This is a genomic window from Comamonas sp. MYb21 (assembly GCF_037479395.1).
Classification (GTDB): domain Bacteria; phylum Pseudomonadota; class Gammaproteobacteria; order Burkholderiales; family Burkholderiaceae_C; genus Comamonas.
Genome location: NZ_JBBGZC010000001.1, coordinates 141,582 through 162,469 on the forward strand (window position 1 = coordinate 141,582; position 20,888 = coordinate 162,469).

Genomic DNA, 20,888 nt, shown 5'->3' on the forward strand with positions numbered 1-20,888 from the left:
GGTCAAACTCCCAAACGGTTGCGCAAACGCGGGTCGAACAGCGGGTAGAGCAAGTCCACCACTAGATTGATCAAAACAAAGGCGGTGGCCGAGATGACCACGACCGCCTGCAGCACGGCGCTGTCCTGGTTACCCACGGCCTGCTGCGTGAGGCTCCCCAGGCCATTGAGGCCAAAGACGGCCTCGGTCACGACAGCGCCGCCCAGCAGCTCGCCAAACAGTACGCCGGCCATCGTCAGCATCGGCAGTGCGGCGTTGCCCGCCACATGGCGCAGCAGCACCCACAGGCGTGGGGCGCCCTTGGCGCGGGCCACGGCCACAAAGGGCTGGGTCAGCACCTCGTCCACATTGCGCAGCAGGATCTGCGCCAGCGGCGCGGCAATGGGGATCGCCAAGGTCAGGGTCGGCAGCACCAGGCCCTGCCATTTGCCGGGGTTGATCACGGGGATCCAGCCCAGGCGGAACGAGACCAGCTGGATCAGCACAATGCCCAGCCAGAACACGGGCACTGAGACAAACACCGAGGGCAGCGCATAGAGCGCGCCGCGCAGCCAGCGCCAGGGTGCCAGCTGGGCCAGGAGCGCCAGCACCAGGGCCAGCACCACCGCCAGCGCAAAGCCCAGGCCCGCCAGCCGCAAGGTGGGCGGCAGGCTGGTGGCCAGCCCCTGACTGACTGGCACACCGGCCTGCAGCGAATAGCCAAAGTTGCCGCTGACAAAGCCCGTCAGGCTGTGCCAGTACTGCTGCCACACGGGCTGGTCCGCGCCATAGGCGGCGCGGATGTCTGCCACCTCCTGCGGGCCCAGGCCCAGCTCGGGGCTCAAGAACTTGATCAGCAGCGCATCGCCCGGCAGCAGCTGCAGCAGCACGAAGGACGCGGTGAACGCCGCCCACAGCACCAAGAGCGCCTGGGCACTGCGCCGGGCCAGATAGGGATAGAAGGACATCGAGGTGCTCCTTGCCGCTCAGCGGGCCAGCGCCTTAGCGCTTGGCCAGCCAGGTGCTGTAAAAGCTCGGGCGCCCCACCGCTTCAAAGCCCACCTCGCGCACCCAGGGGGCTGCGGCAAAGGCCTGCGGCTCTTCAAAAATGGGGATCACATAGGCCTGGTCGATCAGGTAGTTCTGCACCTCGGCCGTCAGCGCCAGGCGCTTTTGGGCATCGGTCTGCGCGGCAATCGCCTCCAGCAAGCCATTGAGCTGCGGATCGACAAAGCCCTTGACCTTCTGGCTCACGCCGCCTTGCTGCAGCAGCACATTGCGGTTGGTCGGGTAGTAGTTGCTCTTGATCACATCGGGATCGGCGCGGCCCACCATGCCGGGCGCTACCGGGGTTTTTTCCGGGTCCAGGTTGTCGACGACGCGCACACCGGCATCGCCGCTCAGCACCTGCAGCTTGACCCCCAGCTTGCCCCACTGCTGGGCCACCAGTTGCAGGGTTTCCTTGTTCTGCGGCTGGGGCAGCGAGTCATAGGCGGCCAGCACCAGCGCGCGGCCATCCTTTTGGCGGATGCCATCGGGCCCGGGCGTCCAGCCGGCGCTCTCCAGCAGCTGCTGCGCCTTTTGCGGGTCGTAGGCCAGCTTGCCCGCCAGGTTGACATAGCCCTGCGCGCTGGCGGCAATCACCGAGGTGGCCTGCGGGTAGTTGTGCGAGAACAAGGTCTGCACGACCTCCTGGGTATTGGTGGCGTGCAGCAGCGCCTGGCGCACCTTCAGATCGGCGACCAGCGCGTTGTCGGGGCGGAAGACAATGCTGTTGTTCACGCCACGTGTGGACGGCGCATAGATGACGAACTTCTGCTCCTCGACGCGTTTTTCGTCATAGGCCTGCACCTGGCGGATCACACCGGCCTGGCCCGACAGCAGCGCGCCAATGCGCACGCTGTCCTCCGGCGTCACGATAAAGCGCACTTCATCCAGGCGCGCGCGGCCCTGGTGCGCCAGCTTCGCCGGGCCCCAGTTGTAGTCCTTGCGGGCCGACAGCAGCAGCTCCTTGCCCAGCGTTTCGCTCGCCACCACAAAGGGGCCCGAGCCAATGATCTTGGTCGCGTCACCCAGCTCGTCAAACGGGCGCTCCAGCGTCTGCAGTGCCACCAGGCCCGAGCCGATCACCGAGGTGCCTTGCAGGAAGCCCGGCGATGGCTTGCTGAAATAGAACTTCACCGTCAGCGGGCCCAACACCTCGCTGCGCTCGTAGTTGTTGATGACCTCAGACACCGGCAGCTTGAGCGCCTTGTTGCCGCGCCCATAGGTGTCAAAGTTCTTGGCCACCGCCGCTGCATCGAGCGGCGTGCCGTCGGAGAAGGTCACGCCCGGGCGCAGCTCGAACGTGAACTCGGTGGCCGTGTCGTTGATGGTCCAGCTCTTGGCAATCCAGGGCTGGATCTCCAGCGTCTTGGGGTCCTGGTAGGTGAGCTTGTCTGTTATCTGATTAAGCACGCCGCCATTGGGGTAGAAGCCACCGGCTGGCGGGTAGAGGTTGGTATGCGCCTGCTGCTCCAGGTACACCAGCGCGCCACCGCTGGCGGGGCCGTTATCGGTTTTGGCGTCCGCCACACTCTCGGTCTTGGAGCAGGCCGACAGCAGCCCACCCAGCGCCAACCATGCCGCAGTCCATACCGCCAGTTTCTTGAATTTATTTGCTTTCACCACCACACACCACCCTCGCTAACCATCGGGCAACCTTGCCTGCACCGGCGCGCCAACCGCGGCCACCGGCCAGCAGCACCTTTGTTGAAAATGCCGCCATCTGGGTTTGTCATGCTAGGCATTTGGCGCGTGGCGAGAAGGTATTTTTCGGAGCATCGATATGCGCAAACCAAGGAAGCGCGCGGCCACCAGGCCTGCTGCCGCATAGAGGGTTTGCGCATAAGCACATGCGCAGCGGCTGCATATGCACATGCGATCTGCGCAGTTCACGCGCAGGCTCTCAACACCAACAATGGTCTTCGGCATGCATCACCTCCCGCCGATGCAGCACATTTCCAAGAGACTCCATGAGTGCAAGCCCTGCTACCTTGAATGACTACCTGGCTGAAAAGCGCGGCGCCGTATTGGCCCGCGATGCCCAGATCGATGCCGGCACGGCCCAGGCCACAGACCTGCGCGCCAGCGTGAGCGCCGAAGGGCGCAGCGGCGTGCGCCGCATCCGCATCCGCGAGCACCAGGTCATCAGCGACAGCCCGCCGAGCTTTGCCGGCTACAACCTGGGCCCCAGCTCGCCCGAGCTGCAGCTGGGTGTGCTGGGCAGCTGCGTCACCCATATCTTTCTGATCCAGGCATCGGCGCAGCAGGTACCGCTGACCAGCCTGGAGGTGGAGGTAAGCGGCGTGATCGACCCGCGCGCGGGCAAGCCCGGCCACGAGGCCACGCCGGTCTGGCCCCATGACATTGCCTACACCGTGCATATCGATTCGCCCGCGCCGCGTGCCGACATCGATGCGCTGTTTGCCGCCGTCGAGCGCACCTGCCCGATCCTGAACCTGCTGCGCCAGCCGCAGACCATCCGCGCTCGCGTTGAGCACAGCGACTCGCTGGCCCAGACGCAGAAGCAAGCGGCTTGACCCCTTCCCTCCCCTTTATCGGATCTATCCCATGGCACTGACACTTGACCACATCGTGATCGCGGTCCACGACCTCGACAAAACCATTGACGACTACGCGGCCCTCGGCTTTACTGTTGTGCGCGGCGGTGAGCACCCCGGCCGCCCGACCCACAATGCGCTGGTGGTGTTTGAAGACGGCGCCTATTTCGAGCTGATCGCCTGGCGCAGCCCCGCGCCGCAAGACCGCTGGTGGCAGCTGCTGGACCAGCATGGCGAAGGCATCATCGACTTTGCGCTGCTGCCCCCCAGCACCGCCGAGGTGATTGCGGCGGCCAAGGCGCGCGGCCTGGAGCTGCAAGGCCCGCTGGATGGCGGCCGCCTGCGCCCCGATGGCGAGCGCCTGCAATGGCAGACCGGCCGCCCGCACACGCATGACCTGCCCTTCCTCTGCGGCGATATCACCCCGCGCAAGCTGCGCGTGCCGGAGGGCGAGGTGCGCCAGCATGCCAACGGTGCCACCGGTGTGGCGCGCCTGACCGTCGCCGTCAGCGACCTGCTGCAAAGCCTGGAGCGCTACCGCGCCCTGCTGGGCGATGGCGCGCACATCCATGCGGCCGACGGCGGCAGCAGTGCCACCATCGCGCTGGGCAACAGCGTGCTGGAGCTGACGCAGACGGCGCCGCAACTGCAGAGCAAGGGCGAAGGGCCGTTCGCGATTGTGCTCAAGGGTGCTGGTACCTGGGAGCAAGCCTCTGCCAAGCTGACGCATGGTGCAGCCATTGCGTTTGCGAAGGCGGAGCTGGCGAAAGCCGACAGCAGCCTGGCCACCGCCTAGGCTTTCTGGGCGGGCCCGGCCTCAATACACATCACGCCGGTAGCGCCCCGCCAGCGCCAGCGCATCCACCTCCGCGCCGCCCAGCACCTGGCGCAGCACGGCATCCACGCCCTGCGCCATGCCCTGCTGGCTGCCGCAGACATAGATTGCAGCGCCGCGCGCCACCCAGTCGCGCAGGCGCTGCGCTTGGCGCTCCAGCAGCTGCTGCACATAGCAAGGGTCGGTGGTATCCCGGGACCAGGCGCGGTCCAAGCGCTCCAGCTGGCCAGCGGCCAGCCACTGCTGCAGTTGCGCGTCCAGCAGCGCATCCTCACCGGACTTGCGTTCACCAAACAGCAACCACTGGTCTGAGCGACCCTTAGTAATGCGTGCGCGGATATGGCTGCACAGGCCCGCCAGGCCGGTGCCATTGCCGATCAGCAGCAAGGGGCGCTCGGCGTTGTCTCCCAACCTGAATCCACTGTGCGCACGCAGCTGCATCGGCAGCACATCGCCCACAGCCATGCCCTCGCACAGCCAGCCCGATGCCAGGCCCGGTGTGCCATCGGCACGCGTGCTTTGGCGCACCAGCAATTGCAGGCAGCCATCTTCGGGCACCGAGGCGATGGAGTAATCTCGGCTGCGCTGCGGATCGGCCGGCACCGCCAGCGATACCAGGTCGCCGGATTCCCACAGCGGCAAGGCGCCGGACTGCGGCTGCCAGTCCAGCAGGTACACCGGGCTGCCCTGGCTGCCGGGGTTGAGCAACTGGCGGCGGCGCAGCACCCAGGGCTGGGCGGCTTCCGGCTGGCTCCAGCCAGCGCCGGCCTGGCCGGTCAGCGATTGCAGCAGCTCGGCCGTCTGGCCCTGCCAGGCCAGCAAAGTCGCTTCATCGCCGTTGTCCATGCACAGCACATCGGCCTTGGCGCCCTGCTGCTGCAGCCACTGCTGCACGCGCAGGCCAAAGGCGCAGAAGGCCGCATATTCGCTGTCGCCCAGCGCCAGCAGCTGGGCGCTATGCCCGGGCAGCGGCTGCGCCTGCTCCAGCACCTGGCGCACAAAAGGCAGGGCATCATCGGGCGCATCGCCCTCGCCGGTGGTGGACAGCAGCCAGAGGCTTTGCGAGCAGGCCTGCAAGTCGGCCAGACGCAGCGCCTGCACCGGCCGCAGTTGGACCGCGCAGCCCCCGGCATGCAGCACCCTAGCGGTCTCATGTGCCAGGGCCTCGGCCCGGCCGGTCTGGCTGGCATAGGCCACCAGCACCGGCGCGCCCTGCTGCGTGCCCGCTTGCAGCGCGAGCTGCTCCTGGCGCTCAGCCCGGCGCTGGCGCCACAAACGCCCTGCGATGCCGGCACACAGCAGCGCATACCCCGTCACCAAGCCTGCTGCGCCTGCCATCCGCGCAGGGCTTGCTATCCAATCAATCATCGCTTCATGCTGCCTGCAAAACGCTGTTCCCAGGCCGGCGTCATGCGGCGCAGGCCTTGCGGCTGCCCGGCGTCGGGATGGGTGTGGAATACCGCCGCCAGCTGCTGCTGCAGCGCAAACTGCCAGCCGTCCTCGGGGCCTAGCACCGTGAGCACGGTGGCCAGCGCATCGGCATGCATGCATTCGTCGTGGTAGGCGGTGACGCTGGTCAGCGCATGGGCCACGGGGCGGCCGCTGCGCGGATCCAAGCTGTGCGAAAAGCGCCGGCCCCCATGCATGAACACATGCCAGTGGTCGCCCGAGCTGGCCAGCGCGCCATCGCCCAGCGGCACCGCCAGCGGCTCATCGCCGGCCACACCCGCCACGGCTACACGCCAAGGCTGGCCGCCGGGTTTCTGGCCCCACGCCCTAATCTCTCCGCCAATCTCCAGCAGCGCATGCTGCCAGCCGGCAGCGCGCAGGCGCTCGGCGACCCAGTCGACGGCATAGCCCTTGGCGATGCCGCTCAGGTCCAGCTGCAGGCCACCGGGCTGCAGCAAGCGCCGCTGCTGCGGCTGCCACTGCAGGCGCTGGTGGCCGCAGACCTGCAGCGCGCGGTCAATAGCGGTCTGCACAGGTGCTTGGCCGCTGTGCGGCGCTTGCGGGTTCGCACGCGGGCCAAAGCCCCAGAGCGACACCAGCGCGCCGACGGTCGGGTCATAGGCGCCATCGCAGGCGCGAGCCCAGTGCAGGGCCGCATCCAGCACCTGCGCCAGCTCGGGTGGCAGCACGTGCCAGCTACCCGCATCGGCGGCATTGAAGCGCGAGAGGCAGGAGTCCGCCTCCCAGTTGCTCATCTGCGCGATGACGGCATCGAGTGTTTGCTGCACCAGCGCCTGGACCGGCGCCAGCGGGGCGTAGTCGGGGTTGACCAGGCGCAGCGACCAGGTGGTGCCCATCGTCGCGCCCTGCAGGCTGTGCAAGCTGCCGTCCTGCGCATGCTGCATCGCAGGCGCCCTCCAGGCTGCGGATGTAAAGGAGCGGCCGGCCAGCGCAGGGATTGCCGGGGCCAGCTGGCCTTCGCCCCGGGCCTGGGCCTGGGGGATCTGCCAGATGCCGGCGCCATAGTGGATGCGCGGTGCCGTGCTCACAGCGGCTCCACGTTCAGCCTGGCGCATGTCCGTTGTGCAGTCACCGGCGACTGCGCCTTAAGGCAGCACTTCCAGAGTGGCGACATAAGCCAGGCGGCGTTCCTTGGCGATGGGGGTGGAGGTCTTGTCGTCCTTGACGTCGGCATCCAGCCAGTACATGCCCGCCGTGGGGAACTTGACCTTGACCTGGCCCTGCGCATCGGTCTTGAGCTTGATCTCGTTGACGGCATCGCGGTAGCGCTTGCCATCGGGCACCAGCACCACTTCAACATCGGCAGCCGGCTTGCCATCGACATGGAAGGCAAAGGTGGCTTCCTCACCGGCGACCAGATCGTTGGGGTGGGTGACAGGCACCAGCTCCAGGCCCTTGCCGCTCAAACGCAGGGGGCTGGGCTTGCCCATGGTCACAAAGGTTTCGATGCGGCTGATGCTTTCTGCCACGCGCACCTCCTTGGCATCGGCGGGGATCTGCTTGGCGATCTCGTCGGCGCTGCCGCGCAGGCGCTTCATCTGGCCAGCTGCATCCTTGTAGGAGCCCATGACACCGCTGTTGACGATGGCCAGCTGGTAGGTGCCCGCTTGCTCGGGCTTGAGGTCAAACACGCTGCGCAGCTCGCCCTTGTGGGCATTCTTGGGCTCCACCGTGCTGCCATCGGGCGCGGTGATCACCAGCTTGTCCAGGCCCAGCGGGCGATGGTTGAAGAAGAACATGTCATTGGACACGGCAGCATCGACCGTGACCCAGTCCGCCTTGGACAGCACGGTGCTCGAAGGCTTCATCCAGACGCTGTGGGCCTGGGCACCGAGGGCGGCACAGCTGAGCGCCAGCGCGGCGGCAATACGGGTGGCAGAAAACATGGGGACTCTCCTCAAAAATGTAGGTGTGTGGGATCAGGGCTTGAGTTCGAGCTTGATCTCGCCCAGCTCCGTCTTGCCCTGGGCCGACAGGCTGGTGGCCTGCTTGGCGGGCCATTCAAAAGGAATGCTCAGCAGCTCGCGGCCACCGACTTCGCGTGCGGCCTCGATCTGCAGCTTGTACTGGCCCGGCTCCAGCTTGGGCAGCGGGTTGCTGCCTTCGGAGAAGGACAGCGCATGCTTGCCTGCCGGCTTGGTCGGCTGGGTCACGCCATCGATAGGCACGCTCAGCTCGCGGCCTGTGCGGCGCCACCACTGGCGCATGTCCTTGAGCCATTTCGCGCCTTCGGCATCGCGCTTTTTCACCTCGTACCAGACCGACAGGTTGGCGGCCACTGTTCCATCGGCACGCTCCAGCCAGACGGCCACATAGGGGCGGTGGTATTCGGCCACCTCCAGGCGTGGCAGCTCAACGCCGACATTCAGCCCACCGGCGACGGCCGGCAGCCCGGCCACCGCCGTCAAGGCCACGGTGAAACGCGAAACAGTGCTTGTCATGTGCTCTCCTCAGAATAAGTCGGTGTGGGTGTGGTCAGTGCACCAGCAGCAGCGCCAGCAGCGCCGGGACCAGCAACCCCAGGCCCACCATGGGCCAGGTCATGGGGCGGCGGCCTGCATGCATCTGCAAAATGAACAGACCGGTGATGCAGAACACCAGGCAGGCGCCCGCAAAAATGTCGATGAACCAGGTCCAGGCCAGGCCGGCATGGCGGCCCTTGTGCAAATCGTTGAAGTAGGAGATCCAGCCCCGGTCGGTGGATTCATGCTCGGCCTGCCCATCGCCCAGCGCAATGCGCACCCAGGCATCACCGCCCGGCCGGGGCAGGGCCACATAGACCTCGTCTTCACTCCACTCCACCGCACGCTGGCGGGTGTCGGCGCCCAGCTCTGCGCGCAGCCAACCTTGCACATCGGCGGGCAGCGCCTGGGCTTTGTCTGCGGCTTGCTTGTGGCTTGCGGCTGCCTGCTGCAGGCCCTGCAGCAGCGGCGCGGGCAAGCTGCCCTCGCGCAGTACCACGCTGGGCTTGGCCTCTATCTGCCCGGCATGGTTGAGCGTAAAGCCCGTCACCGCAAACAGCAGCATGCCCACCAGGCAGATGGCGGAGCTGACCCAGTGCCATTCATGCAAGGTCTTGAGCCAGTAGGCCCGCTGCGAGGAGGAAGACGCGTTGGCTTTCATGCGGAGAGGGGCAGGTTTCGGGCCCAGCAGCGGGGAATGCCTGCGCCGGGCAAAAGCAGGGATTTTAAGGAAAATAAATGCTAATGACTCTCATTTTCAAATACTTTACCCAGTGGAGACATGGGCAGGGCTCAGGTCTCTGCCCACATGCGCAGCAGGTTGTGGTAGTGGCCGGTCAGGGCGACGGTGTCTTGCGTCTCGCCCAGCTGGTTGCGCAGCCGCTGGATGCTCTGGTCCAGTTCAAACAGCATCGCGCGCCGGGCATCATCGCGCACCAGGCTCTGGGTCCAGAAGAAAGAGCTGACCCGCTCACCTCGCGTGACCGGCTCAACCCGGTGCAGGCTGGATGAGGGGTAGAGGATCAGGTCGCCGGCAGGCAGCTTTACCTCGTGCATGCCATAGGTATCGACCACCACCAGCTCGCCGCCGTCATAGTCCTCGGGGTCGGAGAGGAACAAGGTCGATGACACATCGGTGCGCAGCCACTGCGCCTGTCCGGCCTCGCGGCGCGCAGCGCCGTCCACATGCAGGCCATAGGTCTCGGCTTGCGCATAGCGGTTGAACAGCGGCGCCATCGTGCGCGCGGGCAGCGCGGCCTGGAAGAACAGCGTATTGGCCGCCAGCGCGCGTTGGATGATGCGGCCCTGCTCCAGCGCCACGGGTGAGTTCTCGGGCAGTTGCCGGTTGCGCTTGACCTGCGCGCCCTGGCTGCCAACCGTGGCACGGCCGTCTATCCAGTCGGCAGCGTCGATGGCCGCGCGCATGGCGGCCACCTCGTCGCGCGTGAGTACATGGGGAATGTGCAGCATCATGGTGAGAGCTCCTCCATGAAAAAAAGCCCCGGCAGACGCGGGGCTGGTACCCAAAAAGACGAATTAGAAACTAAAGTTCGCCGTCACGCGCGCCGAGCGTGGAATACCGGGGAAGTAGCGGTAGCCGCTCTTGTTGATGGCCGCCACATAGCGCTTGTCAAACAGGTTGTAGACGTTCAGCTGGATATCCACGTTCTTGTTGATGCGGTAGCTGGCCAGTGCGTCAAACACCCAGTACGACTCGGTGAAGTTGGGCGTGCCCACAGCACCATCGGTGCCGCGCTTGAGGCCGCTGGAGTAGCGTGCACCACCGCCGATGGTCAGGCCCGAGGAGAACTGGTAGCTGCTCCACAGCGACAGCGCATTCTTGGGCGTGTAGGTCAGGCCGCTGGATCCGTCCTGCGCCACGTTGGCGCCCGTGGCCACCTTGGTGTTCTGGATGGTGTAGCCCGCTGTCACGCCCCAGGCGGGGGTGATCTGGCCGGTGGCACCCAGCTCCAGGCCTTGCACCGTCTTCTTGCCGGTCTGGTTCACCGAGCCATCGGAGTCGGTCACGATCTCGTTGGTGATCTCGGTACGGAACAGTGCGCCGGTCAGCAGCACCCGCTTGTCAAGCAGCTCCCACTTGGTGCCCACTTCCGCCGTCTTGGCCTTTTGCGGGGCCAGGTTGGGATTGCCGGCATTGTTGCCCACCGCAGACAGCGTAAAGTTGCTGCCGCCCGGTGGTTGCTGGGACAGCGCATAGTTCACATACACGCTGCCGTTGGGTGCGGGCTTGTACAGCAGGCCGGCCTTCCAGCTCAGCAGATTGCCCGAGGCCTGCAGGCCATCCGACGTGGTGGGCACCACCGTGCCAGCCGGGTTGGCGCCGCAAGGCTGGGTGGTGGAGGTCGCCGTGCAGACGGCCATTGCGTTGTACTTGGTCTTGTAGTGGTCCCAGCGCAGGCCCATGTTGGCTTGCCACTGGTCATTGAACTGCAAGGTGTCAAAGGCATACAGCGCGACGGTGTCGGTCGTGCCCTTGCTGTCCGCACCGTTGCGCGAATAGGAAGGCAGCGACACGCTGGAATCCGGGTTGTAGATGCTGACCGTGGGCACCGTGCCCGTCGTCGCCAGGCCGTAGTTGGTTTGCTCCTCGCGCGTCAGCTCCAGGCCGGTGCTCAGGCTGTGCTTGATCGAGCCGGTCGCAAAAGCCGTGGTCAGGTTGGTCTGGTTGGTCAGGATGCGGTTGACCTGGTCCTTGGTATTGATGTTGCGCGACATCGTCCAGGTGGCGGGATCAGCCGGATTGGGCGTCAGCAAGGAGCCCGGCGTCCAGGCGCCAGTGGTGGCGTTCTGCGAATAGCCGGTGGCCATGAAGGCCGACAGCAGGTAGTTCTGCTTGGTCTGGCCCCAGCGCGTGGTGTTGCGCAAGGTGGTGCCGGGCGCAATGTCATGCTCCAGACGCAAGGTAGCCATGTCGGCGGTCACATCGTCGTGGTCCGAGGCCGTGCCGTAGAAATTGCTCGAATCCACGCGCGATGCGCTGTTCAAGAAGTTGCGGTAGCCGGGGTAGTTGCTGCGGTCGGGCGCACTGTAGCCGGGCAGGCCCAGGGTCAGTACACCGCCATCGGGCACATTGCTTTGCTTGACGTGCAGCAGGTTCAGGAAGACGCGCGTATCGGTGTTCAGACCAAAGGCGAACGATGGCGCCAGGCCCCAGCGGTCGTTCTTGACCTGGTCACGGCCAGCAACCCCGGCATCCTGCACCATCGCATTGAGGCGGAATGCCGTGCCGTTCTCGTGGCTCAGGCTGCGGTTCAGATCGATGGTGCTGCGCTTGTAGCTGCCGCTGCCAAAGCCCAGCGAGCCGCCAAAGCTGTCGGTCATGTTGGGCTGCTTGGTGACCATATTGATCGCGCCGGTGGGCGCGCTGCGGCCGTAATCGGTGCCGGCGGGGCCCTTGGTCACTTCGACCTGGTCGGTGTTGAACACATCGCGCGACAGCGCGCCGACGTCGCGCACACCGTCCACATAGATGCTGCTCGAGGTGTCAAAACCGCGCATGTAGATGGCATCACCCGTGCTGGTGTTGCCGTTCTCGCCCGCGTAGAAAGTGCCCACACCCGGCACATTGCGCAGCGCTTCGGTCAGGGTGGTGGCGCCCTGCTCCTTCATCACCTGCTCCTTGACCACCGAGATCGTCTGCGTGGTGTTCACCAGGGGCTGGGTGAACTTGGGCGAGGACAGCTGGCTGGGCTCATAGCCGGTCTCACGCGGCGCCTCCACCGTCACTTCTTTCAACGTCACGGTTGGTGCGGGCGCGGACGCGGGTGCGTTCTGCGCCAAAGCCGGCATACCCAGTACCGCGATGGCAGTCGCAGCCACCAGTCCTGCCGTAGGGGCAGGAACAGCAGCTCCATGTTTGCGACTTTTGATATATGTATTTGGTTTTGTCATAAACGAGGAAAGCAAAGTAAAGAAAACGCTTGCAGATCCATCGGCTTGGAGGAAGAAACCCGTCCAGACCGCAGAACATGAGCAAGCGCTAACTCGCAATGATAACGATTCTCGTTATTAATTTCACTTAGCTTTCGCTAAACCCCGCCTTCTGTCGCGATGGGGCAACAGACCGATGACCTGGCATCGCTGCTGACGACGCCAGTCGTTCCATCGCACGGGGGCAGCAGGCGCTGTGGTCGCCGAGGTGCGGCCATGCGAGAATCCCCGCCTGGCTCAGCCCAGACCCTGTCAAAGCCATTGCATGTCCTCCACAATGCCAGTCATTCATCCGGCCCAGGCGTTCTGGCGCGACCCGGCCCTGCCCTTTGTGGAAAGCCGCCGCGCCAGCCAGAGCCGGGCCTGCTACAAGCCGCACCACCACCCGAGCTTTTCCATCGGCGCGGTCGATGGCGGCCACAGCGTCTTCACCGGCGCGGAGGCCGGCCCCGTCCGGCTGTCGCCAGGCGCCCTGGTCTTTGTGCCGGCCGAGCGTGTGCATGCCTGCAACCCTGCGCCCGATGCCGCCTGGAGCTACCAGATGCTGCACCTCGATGCCGCCTGGCTGCAGGCGCTGCGTGAGGAATACGCCGACCCGGCCAGCATGGCCAATGAGCCAGTGCGCATCGTCAATGACCCGGCCCGCTACCAGCGCTTCTGCCAGCTCAATGCCCAGTTGTTCTCCCAGGCCGACGTGGCCGACAAGGAAGCCAGCCTGGTCGAGTTCATCGGCGACCTCGACAGCCAGCAAGGCCTGCACATCCACGCCCTCGCGGTACCAACGCAATTGGCGCGGCAGATCCGCCCGGCGCTGGACTGCCTGCGCGCCAGCCCCTGCGCCAGCATCCCGCTGGACCAGCTGGCCGATCTGGCAGGCATGGGCCGCTACCAGACCATCCGCGCCTTTCGCAAAGTAACGGGCCTGGCGCCCCATGCCTGGCAGCTCAACCACCGCATCAACCTGGCCAAGCAGCAGCTGCGCGGGCCCGATGGCATAGCCGCCGTGGCGCTGCAGCTGGGCTTTGCCGACCAGGCGCATTTTCAGCGGGTGTTCAAGGCGCATACCGGCGTCACGCCGGGCTGCTTTCGCAAGACGCATTAGTCGTAGCCCATAGCAAGCGCTGCAATTTCGTTCAATACAAGGCATGCGGCAGCCGCCACCATGCAAGGCCATTCCCCGCCTGGTCCTTTTGCATGCAAGAGTTTTTGCTGATCGCCGCCGCCCATTTTCTGGCGCTGCTCTCCCCTGGTCCTGATTTCTTTCTGATCGCCCGCACCTCGCTGGCCAGCGGTTGGCGCAGCGCCGGCGCCGCCTGCCTTGGTATCGCCTTGGCCAATGGCGTGTTTATCGTCACCGCCTTTGCCGGTGTCGCCGCGCTCCAGCCGGGCAGCCAGTTGTTCACCCTGCTGCAGCTGGCCGGCTGCGGCTACCTGCTCTACCTGGGCCTGCTGTTTATCCGCCATGCAGGTAAAAGTGCGCTGGGCGTTGCGGCCAGCCCGGGCCAGGCGGCCGCAGCCCGCACCAGCTGGCGCCGCGCCGCCGGCATGGGTTTTCTCTCGGGCATTCTCAACCCCAAGAATGCGCTGTTCTATGCCAGCCTGGCGGCCATGCTGACGGGCCCGCATGCCAGCTTGGGCTGGAAGCTGGTGTACGGCAGCTGGATGTTCAGCATCGTGCTGCTCTGGGACTTGCTGATTGCCGCACTGATCGGCAACCCGGCGGTGCTGCGGCACTTTGCGCAGGCACTGCCGTGGCTGGAGCGCATCTCTGGTGGGGTGTTGATCGTGCTGGCCCTCGGGGTGATCGCGGCGCTGGGGCTGGGTTGAGGGCCTGAATTGCGGGAGGCTATGTCTGAGCGGGATCTCCAATCCCGCAGCGCCCTTGAGACCTTCAAATCAAAGAACAACAGGACCAACCATGCGCCGCATGGCACAAACACGAAAAAGCCTCAGAGTATTTCTACTCTGAGGCTTGACGTTTGGTGCGGCTGGCAGGAATCGAACCCACGACCCCTTGGTTCGTAGCCAAGTACTCTATCCAGCTGAGCTACAGCCGCTAATTATCGATGCTATGGCGGAGAGGGAGGGATTCGAACCCTCGGTACGTTTGCACGTACGCCTGATTTCGAGTCAGGTACATTCGACCACTCTGCCACCTCTCCGCAGCGCCGAAGCTGAAATTATAGCAGGCAATTTGCGGGTCTCGGGAAGAAACGCAGATTTCTTGGAAATTGATGGCTTGGAGGGTGGTCAACACGGGCAGGAAGGGTTGGCCCCTCACCCAAACTGAGGCCAAACTTAAGGCTTGGCGGAAAGCGCGTCTGGCTGACGCCGCGCCGTCAACAGCATCGACACCATGGCGTTGTGCAGGCATGCGGTGGGTTTTGGGGCAAGCGATAAGCGCTGGGCCACTACCGACCACCGCCGGCTTTCAGGAGAGCACCATGTCCCCAGCAGTTGACCGCCTCGAACCTCGTCCTACCCGCGCGTTGCCACCGCCTTTGCGTCCAAGCGGCTTCCGCACAGGCAGCCTCCGGATCGGGCTGGTAGCACTGGCTGCAGCACTGACCTTGGCCGGGTGCAATGACGATGGCCATACCAACAAGGCGGCCAGCGCCCCTGCCGAGAACGCCGCTGCCAATCTGGCGCCTGCCGCGCAGCCCGCCGTGGTGCAAGCCGCCTACACGCCGCCATCTGCCGACATCCTCTACCAGATGGTGGCGCCCATCGCGCTGTACCCGGACAAGCTGGTCGCGCAAATCCTGGCGGGCTCCACCTATCCCGACCAGGTCAGCGCTGCCGAAACCTGGCTTGCACAGAATCCAGGCCTCAAGGCCAGTGCGCTCAGCACTGCGGCCAATGCCCAGCCCTGGGATCCCTCCATCAAATCGCTCACGCTGTTTCCCAACGTGCTGAGGCAAATGGCATCGAACCTGCCATGGACGACCGCACTCGGCAAGGCCTATTACAACGATCCCGCCGACGTGATGAATGCCATCCAGGTGATGCGTGGCCGCGCCTACAAGGCAGGCTCGCTCAAGGATTCCAGCCACCTGAAGGTCAACCTGGTGACCGACGCCGCGCCCCCAAAAAGCTATACCCCCAGCGATGCAGCATCTGAAGTGCTGGTGACTGCGCCGGTCATCGAGCCGCCACAGCAATTCATCGAAATCGCCCCTACTGAGCCCTCCACGGTCTACGTCCCGCAGTACAACCCCAGCGTGGTCTATGGCGCATCGCTTCCTGTCTACAGTGGCTACAGCTATGTCGTCCCTCCACCACCCCCAGCTCCCGTCGTGGTGGGTGGCTTCGCTGCGCCGGCAGTCAGCGGGCTGATTGGCTTTGGCGTCGGCGTTGCAGTGACCGAGGTCATCAGCCACTCCTGGGGCTGGAATGCATGGCACGTCCATTGGGGCGAGCCTGGTCAGCCTGGCAACTGGGTCCGGGGTAACCGTCCACCTCCACCGTTGGCGCGTCCCGCCGTTGTTTACAACAACCAAATCTACATATCCAGCTCACACACGGTCGTGGAAAATATCCACAACACGACCCATGTGCATGTGGTCAACAATGCGCCAGTGGCCGAGCCCGCCCGACCTGCGATGACCACCGGCGTGCTCCCCGGCGGCCACGGGCCCGCCCTGGCTGCGGGCGCAGCCACGGCGGCAGCAGCAGCAGGCGCCTATGCATTCAGCCAGCGCCAGGCGGGTGACCCGCCCAAGATGCCGACCAGCCCGGGCATGCAGCCCATGGTGCGCCCCAGCGCCGTGGCAGCCATGCAGCCGCATCCTGACTCCCATGCCCAGACGGCCCCGGCAGCAGCCCATCAACGGCCCGGCGGGCTGACCATGGCACAACCGATGGCCCAGCCGCCAGCACACGGCCAAGCCCTGGAAACACAGCAGGCACAGCAAGCGCAGGCGCACCAGCAGCAAATGGCACAGCAGCGCGCACAGCAGGACCAGATGCACCAACAGCAAATGGCGCAGCAACACGCCCAGCAGGAGCAAGCACGCCAGCAGCAGATGGCCCAGCAGCACGCGCAGCAAGACCAGGCGCACCAACAGAAAATGGCGCAGCAACGAGCTCAACAGGAGCAATCACGCCAGCAGCAGATGGCCCAGCAGCGCGCCCAGCAAGTCCAGGCGCACCAACAACAGATGGCGCAGCAGCGTACCCAACAAGAGCAATCACACCAGCAGCAGATGGCACAGCAGCGCGCCCAACAAGACCAGATGCACCAACAGCATATGGCGCAACAGCGTTCTGAACAAGAGCAAGCGCGCCAGCAGCAGATGGCACAGCAACGCGCGCAGCAAGACCAGATGCACCAACAGCAGATGGCGCAGCAGCGGGCCCAACAAGAGCAATCACGCCAGCAGCAGATGGCACAGCAACGGACCCAGCAAGAACAGATGCAGCAACAAATGCGGGCACAACAGCATGCGCAAGCAGAGCAAATGCGCCAGCAACAGATGCACCAGCAGGCGCATTCGGGCGCGCACCCGCAAGCGCGTGAAGGCCAACGCGGCGAACGCCGCGACCGTGAGTAACTACGCATGATTTTGTCTGGCGTGCCAGTGATGCAGGCACTGTGCGGGATGGCAAGGAACGCGCTTCTTGCCTCGACATGGGCATGCTGATGCTGCCGCATGGGCAGGTAGCTTTCCGCATCCTTAGACGGCTAAGCGATCAAAGTTGGGGCCATAGAAACCTCTTGCCTGGCGGTGGTCACGCGGAAGCTTAGGCGTGGTCAGCGCGGGCATGGATCTGCCCCAGCTCGGGATGGGCTGAAGCGATGACCGCACGAGCAATGACCACAGTGCTTGTCCCAGCCGTGACCGCGTTGGCGGAGCTCCGTTCTTATGCTTGCATCCGTCACATGACAATTCCGTGACGCTTTCAAGAGGCCCTCCCCACCCAATGATTACTATGAAAAAAACCTTGCTGGCCATTGCCGCTGCTGCGGCCCTTTCCCTGTCCGTATCGGGCTGCTCCGACAGCAGCGCCTCCTCGCTGCGCTACAACGCCACGCTCGACCAGGCGTCGCAGGCCGAGAAAGCAGCAGTGCTGCAGACGCTGCAGGAACTGGTCAATATCGAGACGGGTACCAATGACGCCATCGGCATTCCGCAGATGGGCAATTACCTGGAAGCGCGCCTGCAGGCGCTGGGCGCCAATGTGGTACGCCACAAGGCAGAAGCGGGTGTCGTGGGCGACAACATTGTCGGCACCTTCCAGGGCAGCGGCACCAAGAGCCTGCTGCTGATGGCGCACATGGACACCGTCTACACCCGGGGCATTCTGGCCACGGCCCCCTTCAAGGTGGAAGGCGACAAGGCCTATGGCGCGGGCATTGCCGATGCCAAGGGCGGCATCGCCGTGATTCTGCACAGCCTGGGTTTACTGAAGGCGCAGAACTTCAGCAAGTTCAAGACCATCACGGTGATGTTCAACACCGATGAGGAAAAAGGCTCCTTCGGCTCGCGCGATCTGATCCAGCAGCTGGCCGCCGCACATGACTATGTGCTGTCCTACGAGCCTTCGGGCCTGGAAGAAGGCTTTGGCACCGCCACCTCGGGCATTGCCTATGTGCAGGCCGTGGTGCATGGCAAGGCATCGCATGCAGGCGTGGCGCCCGAGGCGGGCATCAATGCGCTGACCGAGGCCTCGGCCCTGGTGCTGCGCACGCAGGACATCCAGGACAAGGCCAAGGAACGCGGCTTCAACTGGACCACGATGACCGCTGGCGGCAGCGCCACCAACATCATCCCGGACAAGGCCGTGGTCAACGCCGATGTGCGCTATGGCAAGAATGAAGATCTGGATCTGATGAAGGGCATGCTGGATAAGGCCGCATCGGTGCCGCATGTGCACGGTGCCACCATCGATATCAACCTGACCCGGGGCCGGCCCGCGTTCAACGCCACCGACGACGGCGTCAAGCTGATCCAGAAGGCCATCACCATCTATGCCGATGTGGGCGGCAAATCCGAGATGTACACCACGCGCGGTGGTGGTGGATCGGATGCCGCCTATGCCGCGCTGTCGGGCAAGCCGGTGATTGAAGGCCTGGGCCTGCCAGGCGCCAACTACCACTCCAACCTGGCCGAGTATGTGCTGACCGAGCCCATCGCACGGCGCCTCTACCTGTCGGCGCAGTTGATCTCCGATCTGGGCCAGGGCATGTAAGCGTTTCACTCCACCTCCCCTCTCCAGGCGCCAGCACACACTGGCGCCTTTTATTTGTGGCATCCATCGCGAGCAACCACCCTTTGGATGCAGCGCCAGCACTGGCGAAAAAAGACGACGCCGCCGGGGCCTGCCCGCGTACGCGGCAACAGCGTGCCGGGCAGCCACTGCGGACTATCATTGCCAAGTCAGCGGGCAGCCTCGGCATGCATGCAGGTACTGCTCGCCCCGAGCTTCAGAGGAGTCATGCCATGTTCTCGATGAGTGTTCCGTGGTGGGAGTTTGTGGTGCGCGGCTTTGTCGTTTACGCGTTCCTGCTGGTGTTCTTGCGGCTGACCGGGCGGCGCCAGATTGGCCAATACGATCCCTTCGATCTGATCTTGCTGCTGATCCTGTCGAACGCGGTGCAGAACTCGATGAACGCGGGCGACAACTCGCTGATCGGCGGGCTTATATCGGCGACCACCTTGATTGCTTGCCACTCCATCGTCGCGCAGCTGAGCTACCGCAGCAGGCGGGTGTCGCGCTGGGTCGATGGGATCCCCAAGCGGTTGATCTCCAACGGCCAGGTCAACCGCCAGGTGATGGATGCCGAGCTCATCACCAGCGATGACCTGAAAGCGGCGCTGCGCGGCGCTGGCTGCCTGCACACCTATGAGGTGGAGCAGGCGACGATTGAGACCAATGGGCAGATAACGATTGTGCTGCGCAACCGCGACAGCTCCTCGGGAGCGTCGGATGCAGTCTAGGCCTTGAGCTGTTCGCGCAGTTTGAACTTCTGGATCTTGCCCGAGGGCGTGGCCGGCATTTCTGCCAGCACCACCAGGCGTTCGGGCAGGTAGTGGGGCGCCAGCTTCTGCGTCCGCAAGAAGTCGGTCAGGTCAGCCAGCGCCGGCTCGACTGCGCCAGGCTTGGGCACAATCACCACGCAAGCCCGCTCGCCCAGGCGCTCGTCCGCATAGGCCACCACCGCGGCCTGTGCTACGGCCGGGTGCTTGTAGAGCAGTGCCTCCACCTCCACCACCGGAATGTTCTCACCGCCGCGGATGATCACATCCTTGCTGCGGCCGGTGATACGGATATAGCCTTGCGCATCCATGCGCGCCTGGTCGCCGGTGTCGAACCAGCCGTCATGCGTAGTGGCATTGAGATGCGGGCGTTTCAGATAACCACCAAAGTTGGAATTGGCCCGTACCCACAACTGGCCAATCTCGCCGCGCGGGCACTCCTGGCCCAGCGCGTCCAGCACCTTGACCTCGGCGCCGGGCAAGGGCAGGCCATCGGTCTCCACCGCGCGCTGCGCGCCATCGCCGGGCAAGGTGGTGGTAACGGCGCCGTTCTCCGACATGCCCCAGGCCGAGATGATCTGCGCGCCCAAGGCGGCTTGCGCCTGCTCCACCAAGGGGCCGGGGATGGGCGCACCGGCACACAAGAATGTGCGCAGGCTGGGCACCGCCCCGCTGGCAGCCACTTCGCGTGACAGATCGGCCAGAAACGGCGTCGACGCCATCGTGAAGCTACAGCGCCATTGCCGGATCAGCTGGGCGGCGGTGGCGGCGTTCCACACGTCCAGCAGCACCGCCGTGGCGCCCAGCATCACCGGCATCATCAGCCCGTACATGAAGCCGGTCTGGTGTGCCATGGGCGACGCCATCAGCACCACATCGTCACGCCCCAGCGCCAGGCGCTCGGCATAGGCATGGATATTGGCCATCAAGGTATTGGACGAATGCATCACCCCCTTGGGCTCGCCCGTGGTGCCGCTGGTGTAGATGAGCTGGGTGATGGCATCGGGCGGGGCCCGGTGGCGCCCCAGGATCTGCACGGCATCGGCATCGCGCTCCCATTCAGGCTGGGTCAGCAACGCCTCAAAACTGTCTGCGCCGGCACCACCGATGGCGACCATGTGCTGGAGCTGTGGCAATTGGGGCTGAATGCTTTTGAGCATCGCCTCGTAATCGACATGGCGAAAGTCCTTGAGCACCACGACCAGCTTGGCCTCCCCGTGGCCCAGCATGAACAGCAACTCGCGCTCCCTAAAGATGGGCATCAGGGGATTGAGCACCGCGCCGATGCGTGCGCATGCCAGGTACAGCACCGTGAACTGCCAGACATTGGGCAATTGGCAGGCCACCACATCGGCAGGCCGCACACCCAGCCGCCACAAACCAATGGCCACCCGGTCGGCCATGCGCGCCAGCTGCGCGTAGTTAAAGAACTGCGCAGCGCCCTCGCCCGTGCGCTGCCCCACCAGCGCGAGCCGGTCGGGCCACTGCTGCGCCGCCTGGTCCAGCGCATCGTTGATGGTGGTGTCGCGCCACCAGCCCTGGCTGCGCATTTGCGCACGGCGCGGCGCCAGCAATACGGCATCAAATTGCATGCTTGTCTCCTGTGGGT

The 20,888-nt window shown here is 64.9% G+C and carries 17 protein-coding genes and 2 tRNA genes; 7 read left to right on the plus strand and 12 right to left on the minus strand.

What is annotated here, in order from left to right:
- Positions 1–2 precede the first annotated feature (2 nt).
- Together WH367_RS00660 and WH367_RS00665 are read right to left on the minus strand one after the other, a co-directional pair.
- A complete protein-coding gene (locus WH367_RS00660) occupies positions 3–947 on the minus strand; it encodes an ABC transporter permease (RefSeq protein WP_339533703.1) in 945 nt (314 codons plus the stop codon).
- A 34-nt stretch (positions 948–981) separates the two neighbouring features.
- The gene (locus WH367_RS00665) at positions 982–2,646 is read right to left on the minus strand and encodes a TIGR04028 family ABC transporter substrate-binding protein (protein ID WP_445228048.1); all 1,665 of its coding nucleotides are present in this window, start codon (positions 2,644–2,646) and stop codon (positions 982–984) included.
- A 347-nt stretch (positions 2,647–2,993) separates the two neighbouring features.
- On the opposite strand from WH367_RS00665, the gene WH367_RS00670 reads away from it, so the two are divergent.
- On the plus strand, positions 2,994–3,560 hold the full coding sequence (locus tag WH367_RS00670; protein ID WP_339533704.1) for an OsmC family protein: 567 nt from the start codon (positions 2,994–2,996) through the stop codon (positions 3,558–3,560).
- A gap of 31 nt (positions 3,561–3,591) precedes the next feature.
- A complete protein-coding gene (locus WH367_RS00675) occupies positions 3,592–4,377 on the plus strand; it encodes a VOC family protein (RefSeq protein WP_339533705.1) in 786 nt (261 codons plus the stop codon).
- A gap of 21 nt (positions 4,378–4,398) precedes the next feature.
- On the opposite strand, the gene WH367_RS00680 is transcribed toward WH367_RS00675, so the two are convergent.
- The 7 genes from WH367_RS00680 to WH367_RS00710 all read right to left on the minus strand — a co-directional run bounded on the left by WH367_RS00680 (position 4,399) and on the right by WH367_RS00710 (position 12,260).
- Positions 4,399–5,754, minus strand: a complete 1,356-nt coding sequence (locus WH367_RS00680; RefSeq protein WP_339533707.1) for a sulfite reductase subunit alpha — start codon at positions 5,752–5,754, stop codon at positions 4,399–4,401.
- 26 nt (positions 5,755–5,780) lie between these two features.
- Positions 5,781–6,770, minus strand: a complete 990-nt coding sequence (locus WH367_RS00685) for an FAD:protein FMN transferase (protein ID WP_445228057.1) — start codon at positions 6,768–6,770, stop codon at positions 5,781–5,783.
- A 201-nt stretch (positions 6,771–6,971) separates the two neighbouring features.
- Positions 6,972–7,772 (minus strand): DUF4198 domain-containing protein, encoded by an 801-nt coding sequence (locus WH367_RS00690; RefSeq protein WP_021027981.1) that lies wholly within the window; start codon positions 7,770–7,772, stop codon positions 6,972–6,974.
- A 33-nt stretch (positions 7,773–7,805) separates the two neighbouring features.
- Entirely contained in the window at positions 7,806–8,327 is a 522-nt protein-coding gene (locus WH367_RS00695; RefSeq protein ID WP_339533709.1) for a DUF2271 domain-containing protein, read from the minus strand.
- Positions 8,328–8,361: 34 nt separating this feature from the next.
- Complete coding sequence (locus tag WH367_RS00700; RefSeq protein WP_339533710.1) at positions 8,362–9,009, minus strand: PepSY-associated TM helix domain-containing protein; 648 nt, start codon at positions 9,007–9,009, stop codon at positions 8,362–8,364.
- 131 nt (positions 9,010–9,140) lie between these two features.
- Positions 9,141–9,821, minus strand: coding sequence for a Fe2+-dependent dioxygenase (locus WH367_RS00705; RefSeq protein ID WP_339533711.1), 681 nt, complete (start codon positions 9,819–9,821; stop codon positions 9,141–9,143).
- A gap of 63 nt (positions 9,822–9,884) precedes the next feature.
- Positions 9,885–12,260: a catecholate siderophore receptor Fiu gene (locus WH367_RS00710; RefSeq protein ID WP_339533713.1), complete on the minus strand. Its 2,376-nt coding sequence runs from the start codon at positions 12,258–12,260 to the stop codon at positions 9,885–9,887.
- A 304-nt stretch (positions 12,261–12,564) separates the two neighbouring features.
- Here WH367_RS00710 and WH367_RS00715 point away from each other — a divergent pair, with 304 nt between their 5' ends.
- Both WH367_RS00715 and WH367_RS00720 read left to right on the plus strand, forming a co-directional pair.
- Positions 12,565–13,401 carry a helix-turn-helix transcriptional regulator gene (locus tag WH367_RS00715; RefSeq protein ID WP_339533715.1) on the plus strand — a complete coding sequence of 279 codons (837 nt, stop codon included), beginning with the start codon at positions 12,565–12,567 and terminating at the stop codon, positions 13,399–13,401.
- Positions 13,402–13,493: 92 nt separating this feature from the next.
- A complete protein-coding gene (locus WH367_RS00720; protein ID WP_339533716.1) occupies positions 13,494–14,126 on the plus strand; it encodes a LysE family translocator in 633 nt (210 codons plus the stop codon).
- 153 nt (positions 14,127–14,279) lie between these two features.
- Here WH367_RS00720 and WH367_RS00725 read toward each other — a convergent pair.
- Both WH367_RS00725 and WH367_RS00730 read right to left on the minus strand, forming a co-directional pair.
- Positions 14,280–14,356: transfer RNA gene (locus WH367_RS00725), tRNA-Arg, on the minus strand.
- A gap of 15 nt (positions 14,357–14,371) precedes the next feature.
- Positions 14,372–14,461, minus strand: a tRNA-Ser gene (locus tag WH367_RS00730).
- Positions 14,462–14,743: 282 nt separating this feature from the next.
- On the opposite strand from WH367_RS00730, the gene WH367_RS00735 reads away from it, so the two are divergent.
- The 3 genes from WH367_RS00735 to WH367_RS00745 all read left to right on the plus strand — a co-directional run bounded on the left by WH367_RS00735 (position 14,744) and on the right by WH367_RS00745 (position 19,240).
- Positions 14,744–16,852: a DUF3300 domain-containing protein gene (locus WH367_RS00735; RefSeq protein ID WP_339533717.1), complete on the plus strand. Its 2,109-nt coding sequence runs from the start codon at positions 14,744–14,746 to the stop codon at positions 16,850–16,852.
- Between the two features lie 379 nt (positions 16,853–17,231).
- The gene (locus WH367_RS00740; protein WP_339533719.1) at positions 17,232–18,491 is read left to right on the plus strand and encodes a glutamate carboxypeptidase; all 1,260 of its coding nucleotides are present in this window, start codon (positions 17,232–17,234) and stop codon (positions 18,489–18,491) included.
- Positions 18,492–18,742: 251 nt separating this feature from the next.
- Positions 18,743–19,240: a DUF421 domain-containing protein gene (locus tag WH367_RS00745; RefSeq protein ID WP_021027972.1), complete on the plus strand. Its 498-nt coding sequence runs from the start codon at positions 18,743–18,745 to the stop codon at positions 19,238–19,240.
- On the opposite strand, the gene aliA is transcribed toward WH367_RS00745, so the two are convergent.
- Positions 19,237–20,871: a cyclohexanecarboxylate-CoA ligase gene (aliA, locus tag WH367_RS00750; protein ID WP_339533721.1), complete on the minus strand. Its 1,635-nt coding sequence runs from the start codon at positions 20,869–20,871 to the stop codon at positions 19,237–19,239. The two genes, WH367_RS00745 and aliA, sit on opposite strands and share 4 nt — an antisense overlap.
- Between the last annotated feature and the right edge of the window lie 17 nt (positions 20,872–20,888).

What these genes read in the sequence shown, in the direction of transcription:
- WH367_RS00675 (WP_339533705.1), top strand. Translation starts at nt 3,592, where the DNA reads ATGGCACTGACACTTGACCACATCGTGATCGCGGTCCACGACCTCGAC.
- WH367_RS00695 (WP_339533709.1), bottom strand. Translation starts at nt 8,327, where the DNA reads ATGACAAGCACTGTTTCGCGTTTCACCGTGGCCTTGACGGCGGTGGCC.
- WH367_RS00685 (WP_445228057.1), bottom strand. Translation starts at nt 6,770, where the DNA reads ATGCAGCATGCGCAGGACGGCAGCTTGCACAGCCTGCAGGGCGCGACG.
- aliA (WP_339533721.1), bottom strand. Translation starts at nt 20,871, where the DNA reads ATGCAATTTGATGCCGTATTGCTGGCGCCGCGCCGTGCGCAAATGCGC.
- WH367_RS00740 (WP_339533719.1), top strand. Translation starts at nt 17,232, where the DNA reads ATGAAAAAAACCTTGCTGGCCATTGCCGCTGCTGCGGCCCTTTCCCTG.
- WH367_RS00690 (WP_021027981.1), bottom strand. Translation starts at nt 7,772, where the DNA reads ATGTTTTCTGCCACCCGTATTGCCGCCGCGCTGGCGCTCAGCTGTGCC.
- WH367_RS00710 (WP_339533713.1), bottom strand. Translation starts at nt 12,260, where the DNA reads ATGACAAAACCAAATACATATATCAAAAGTCGCAAACATGGAGCTGCT.
- WH367_RS00720 (WP_339533716.1), top strand. Translation starts at nt 13,494, where the DNA reads ATGCAAGAGTTTTTGCTGATCGCCGCCGCCCATTTTCTGGCGCTGCTC.
- WH367_RS00745 (WP_021027972.1), top strand. Translation starts at nt 18,743, where the DNA reads ATGTTCTCGATGAGTGTTCCGTGGTGGGAGTTTGTGGTGCGCGGCTTT.
- WH367_RS00680 (WP_339533707.1), bottom strand. Translation starts at nt 5,754, where the DNA reads ATGGCAGGCGCAGCAGGCTTGGTGACGGGGTATGCGCTGCTGTGTGCC.
- WH367_RS00735 (WP_339533717.1), top strand. Translation starts at nt 14,744, where the DNA reads ATGTCCCCAGCAGTTGACCGCCTCGAACCTCGTCCTACCCGCGCGTTG.
- WH367_RS00715 (WP_339533715.1), top strand. Translation starts at nt 12,565, where the DNA reads ATGTCCTCCACAATGCCAGTCATTCATCCGGCCCAGGCGTTCTGGCGC.
- WH367_RS00670 (WP_339533704.1), top strand. Translation starts at nt 2,994, where the DNA reads ATGAGTGCAAGCCCTGCTACCTTGAATGACTACCTGGCTGAAAAGCGC.
- WH367_RS00660 (WP_339533703.1), bottom strand. Translation starts at nt 947, where the DNA reads ATGTCCTTCTATCCCTATCTGGCCCGGCGCAGTGCCCAGGCGCTCTTG.
- WH367_RS00700 (WP_339533710.1), bottom strand. Translation starts at nt 9,009, where the DNA reads ATGAAAGCCAACGCGTCTTCCTCCTCGCAGCGGGCCTACTGGCTCAAG.
- WH367_RS00705 (WP_339533711.1), bottom strand. Translation starts at nt 9,821, where the DNA reads ATGATGCTGCACATTCCCCATGTACTCACGCGCGACGAGGTGGCCGCC.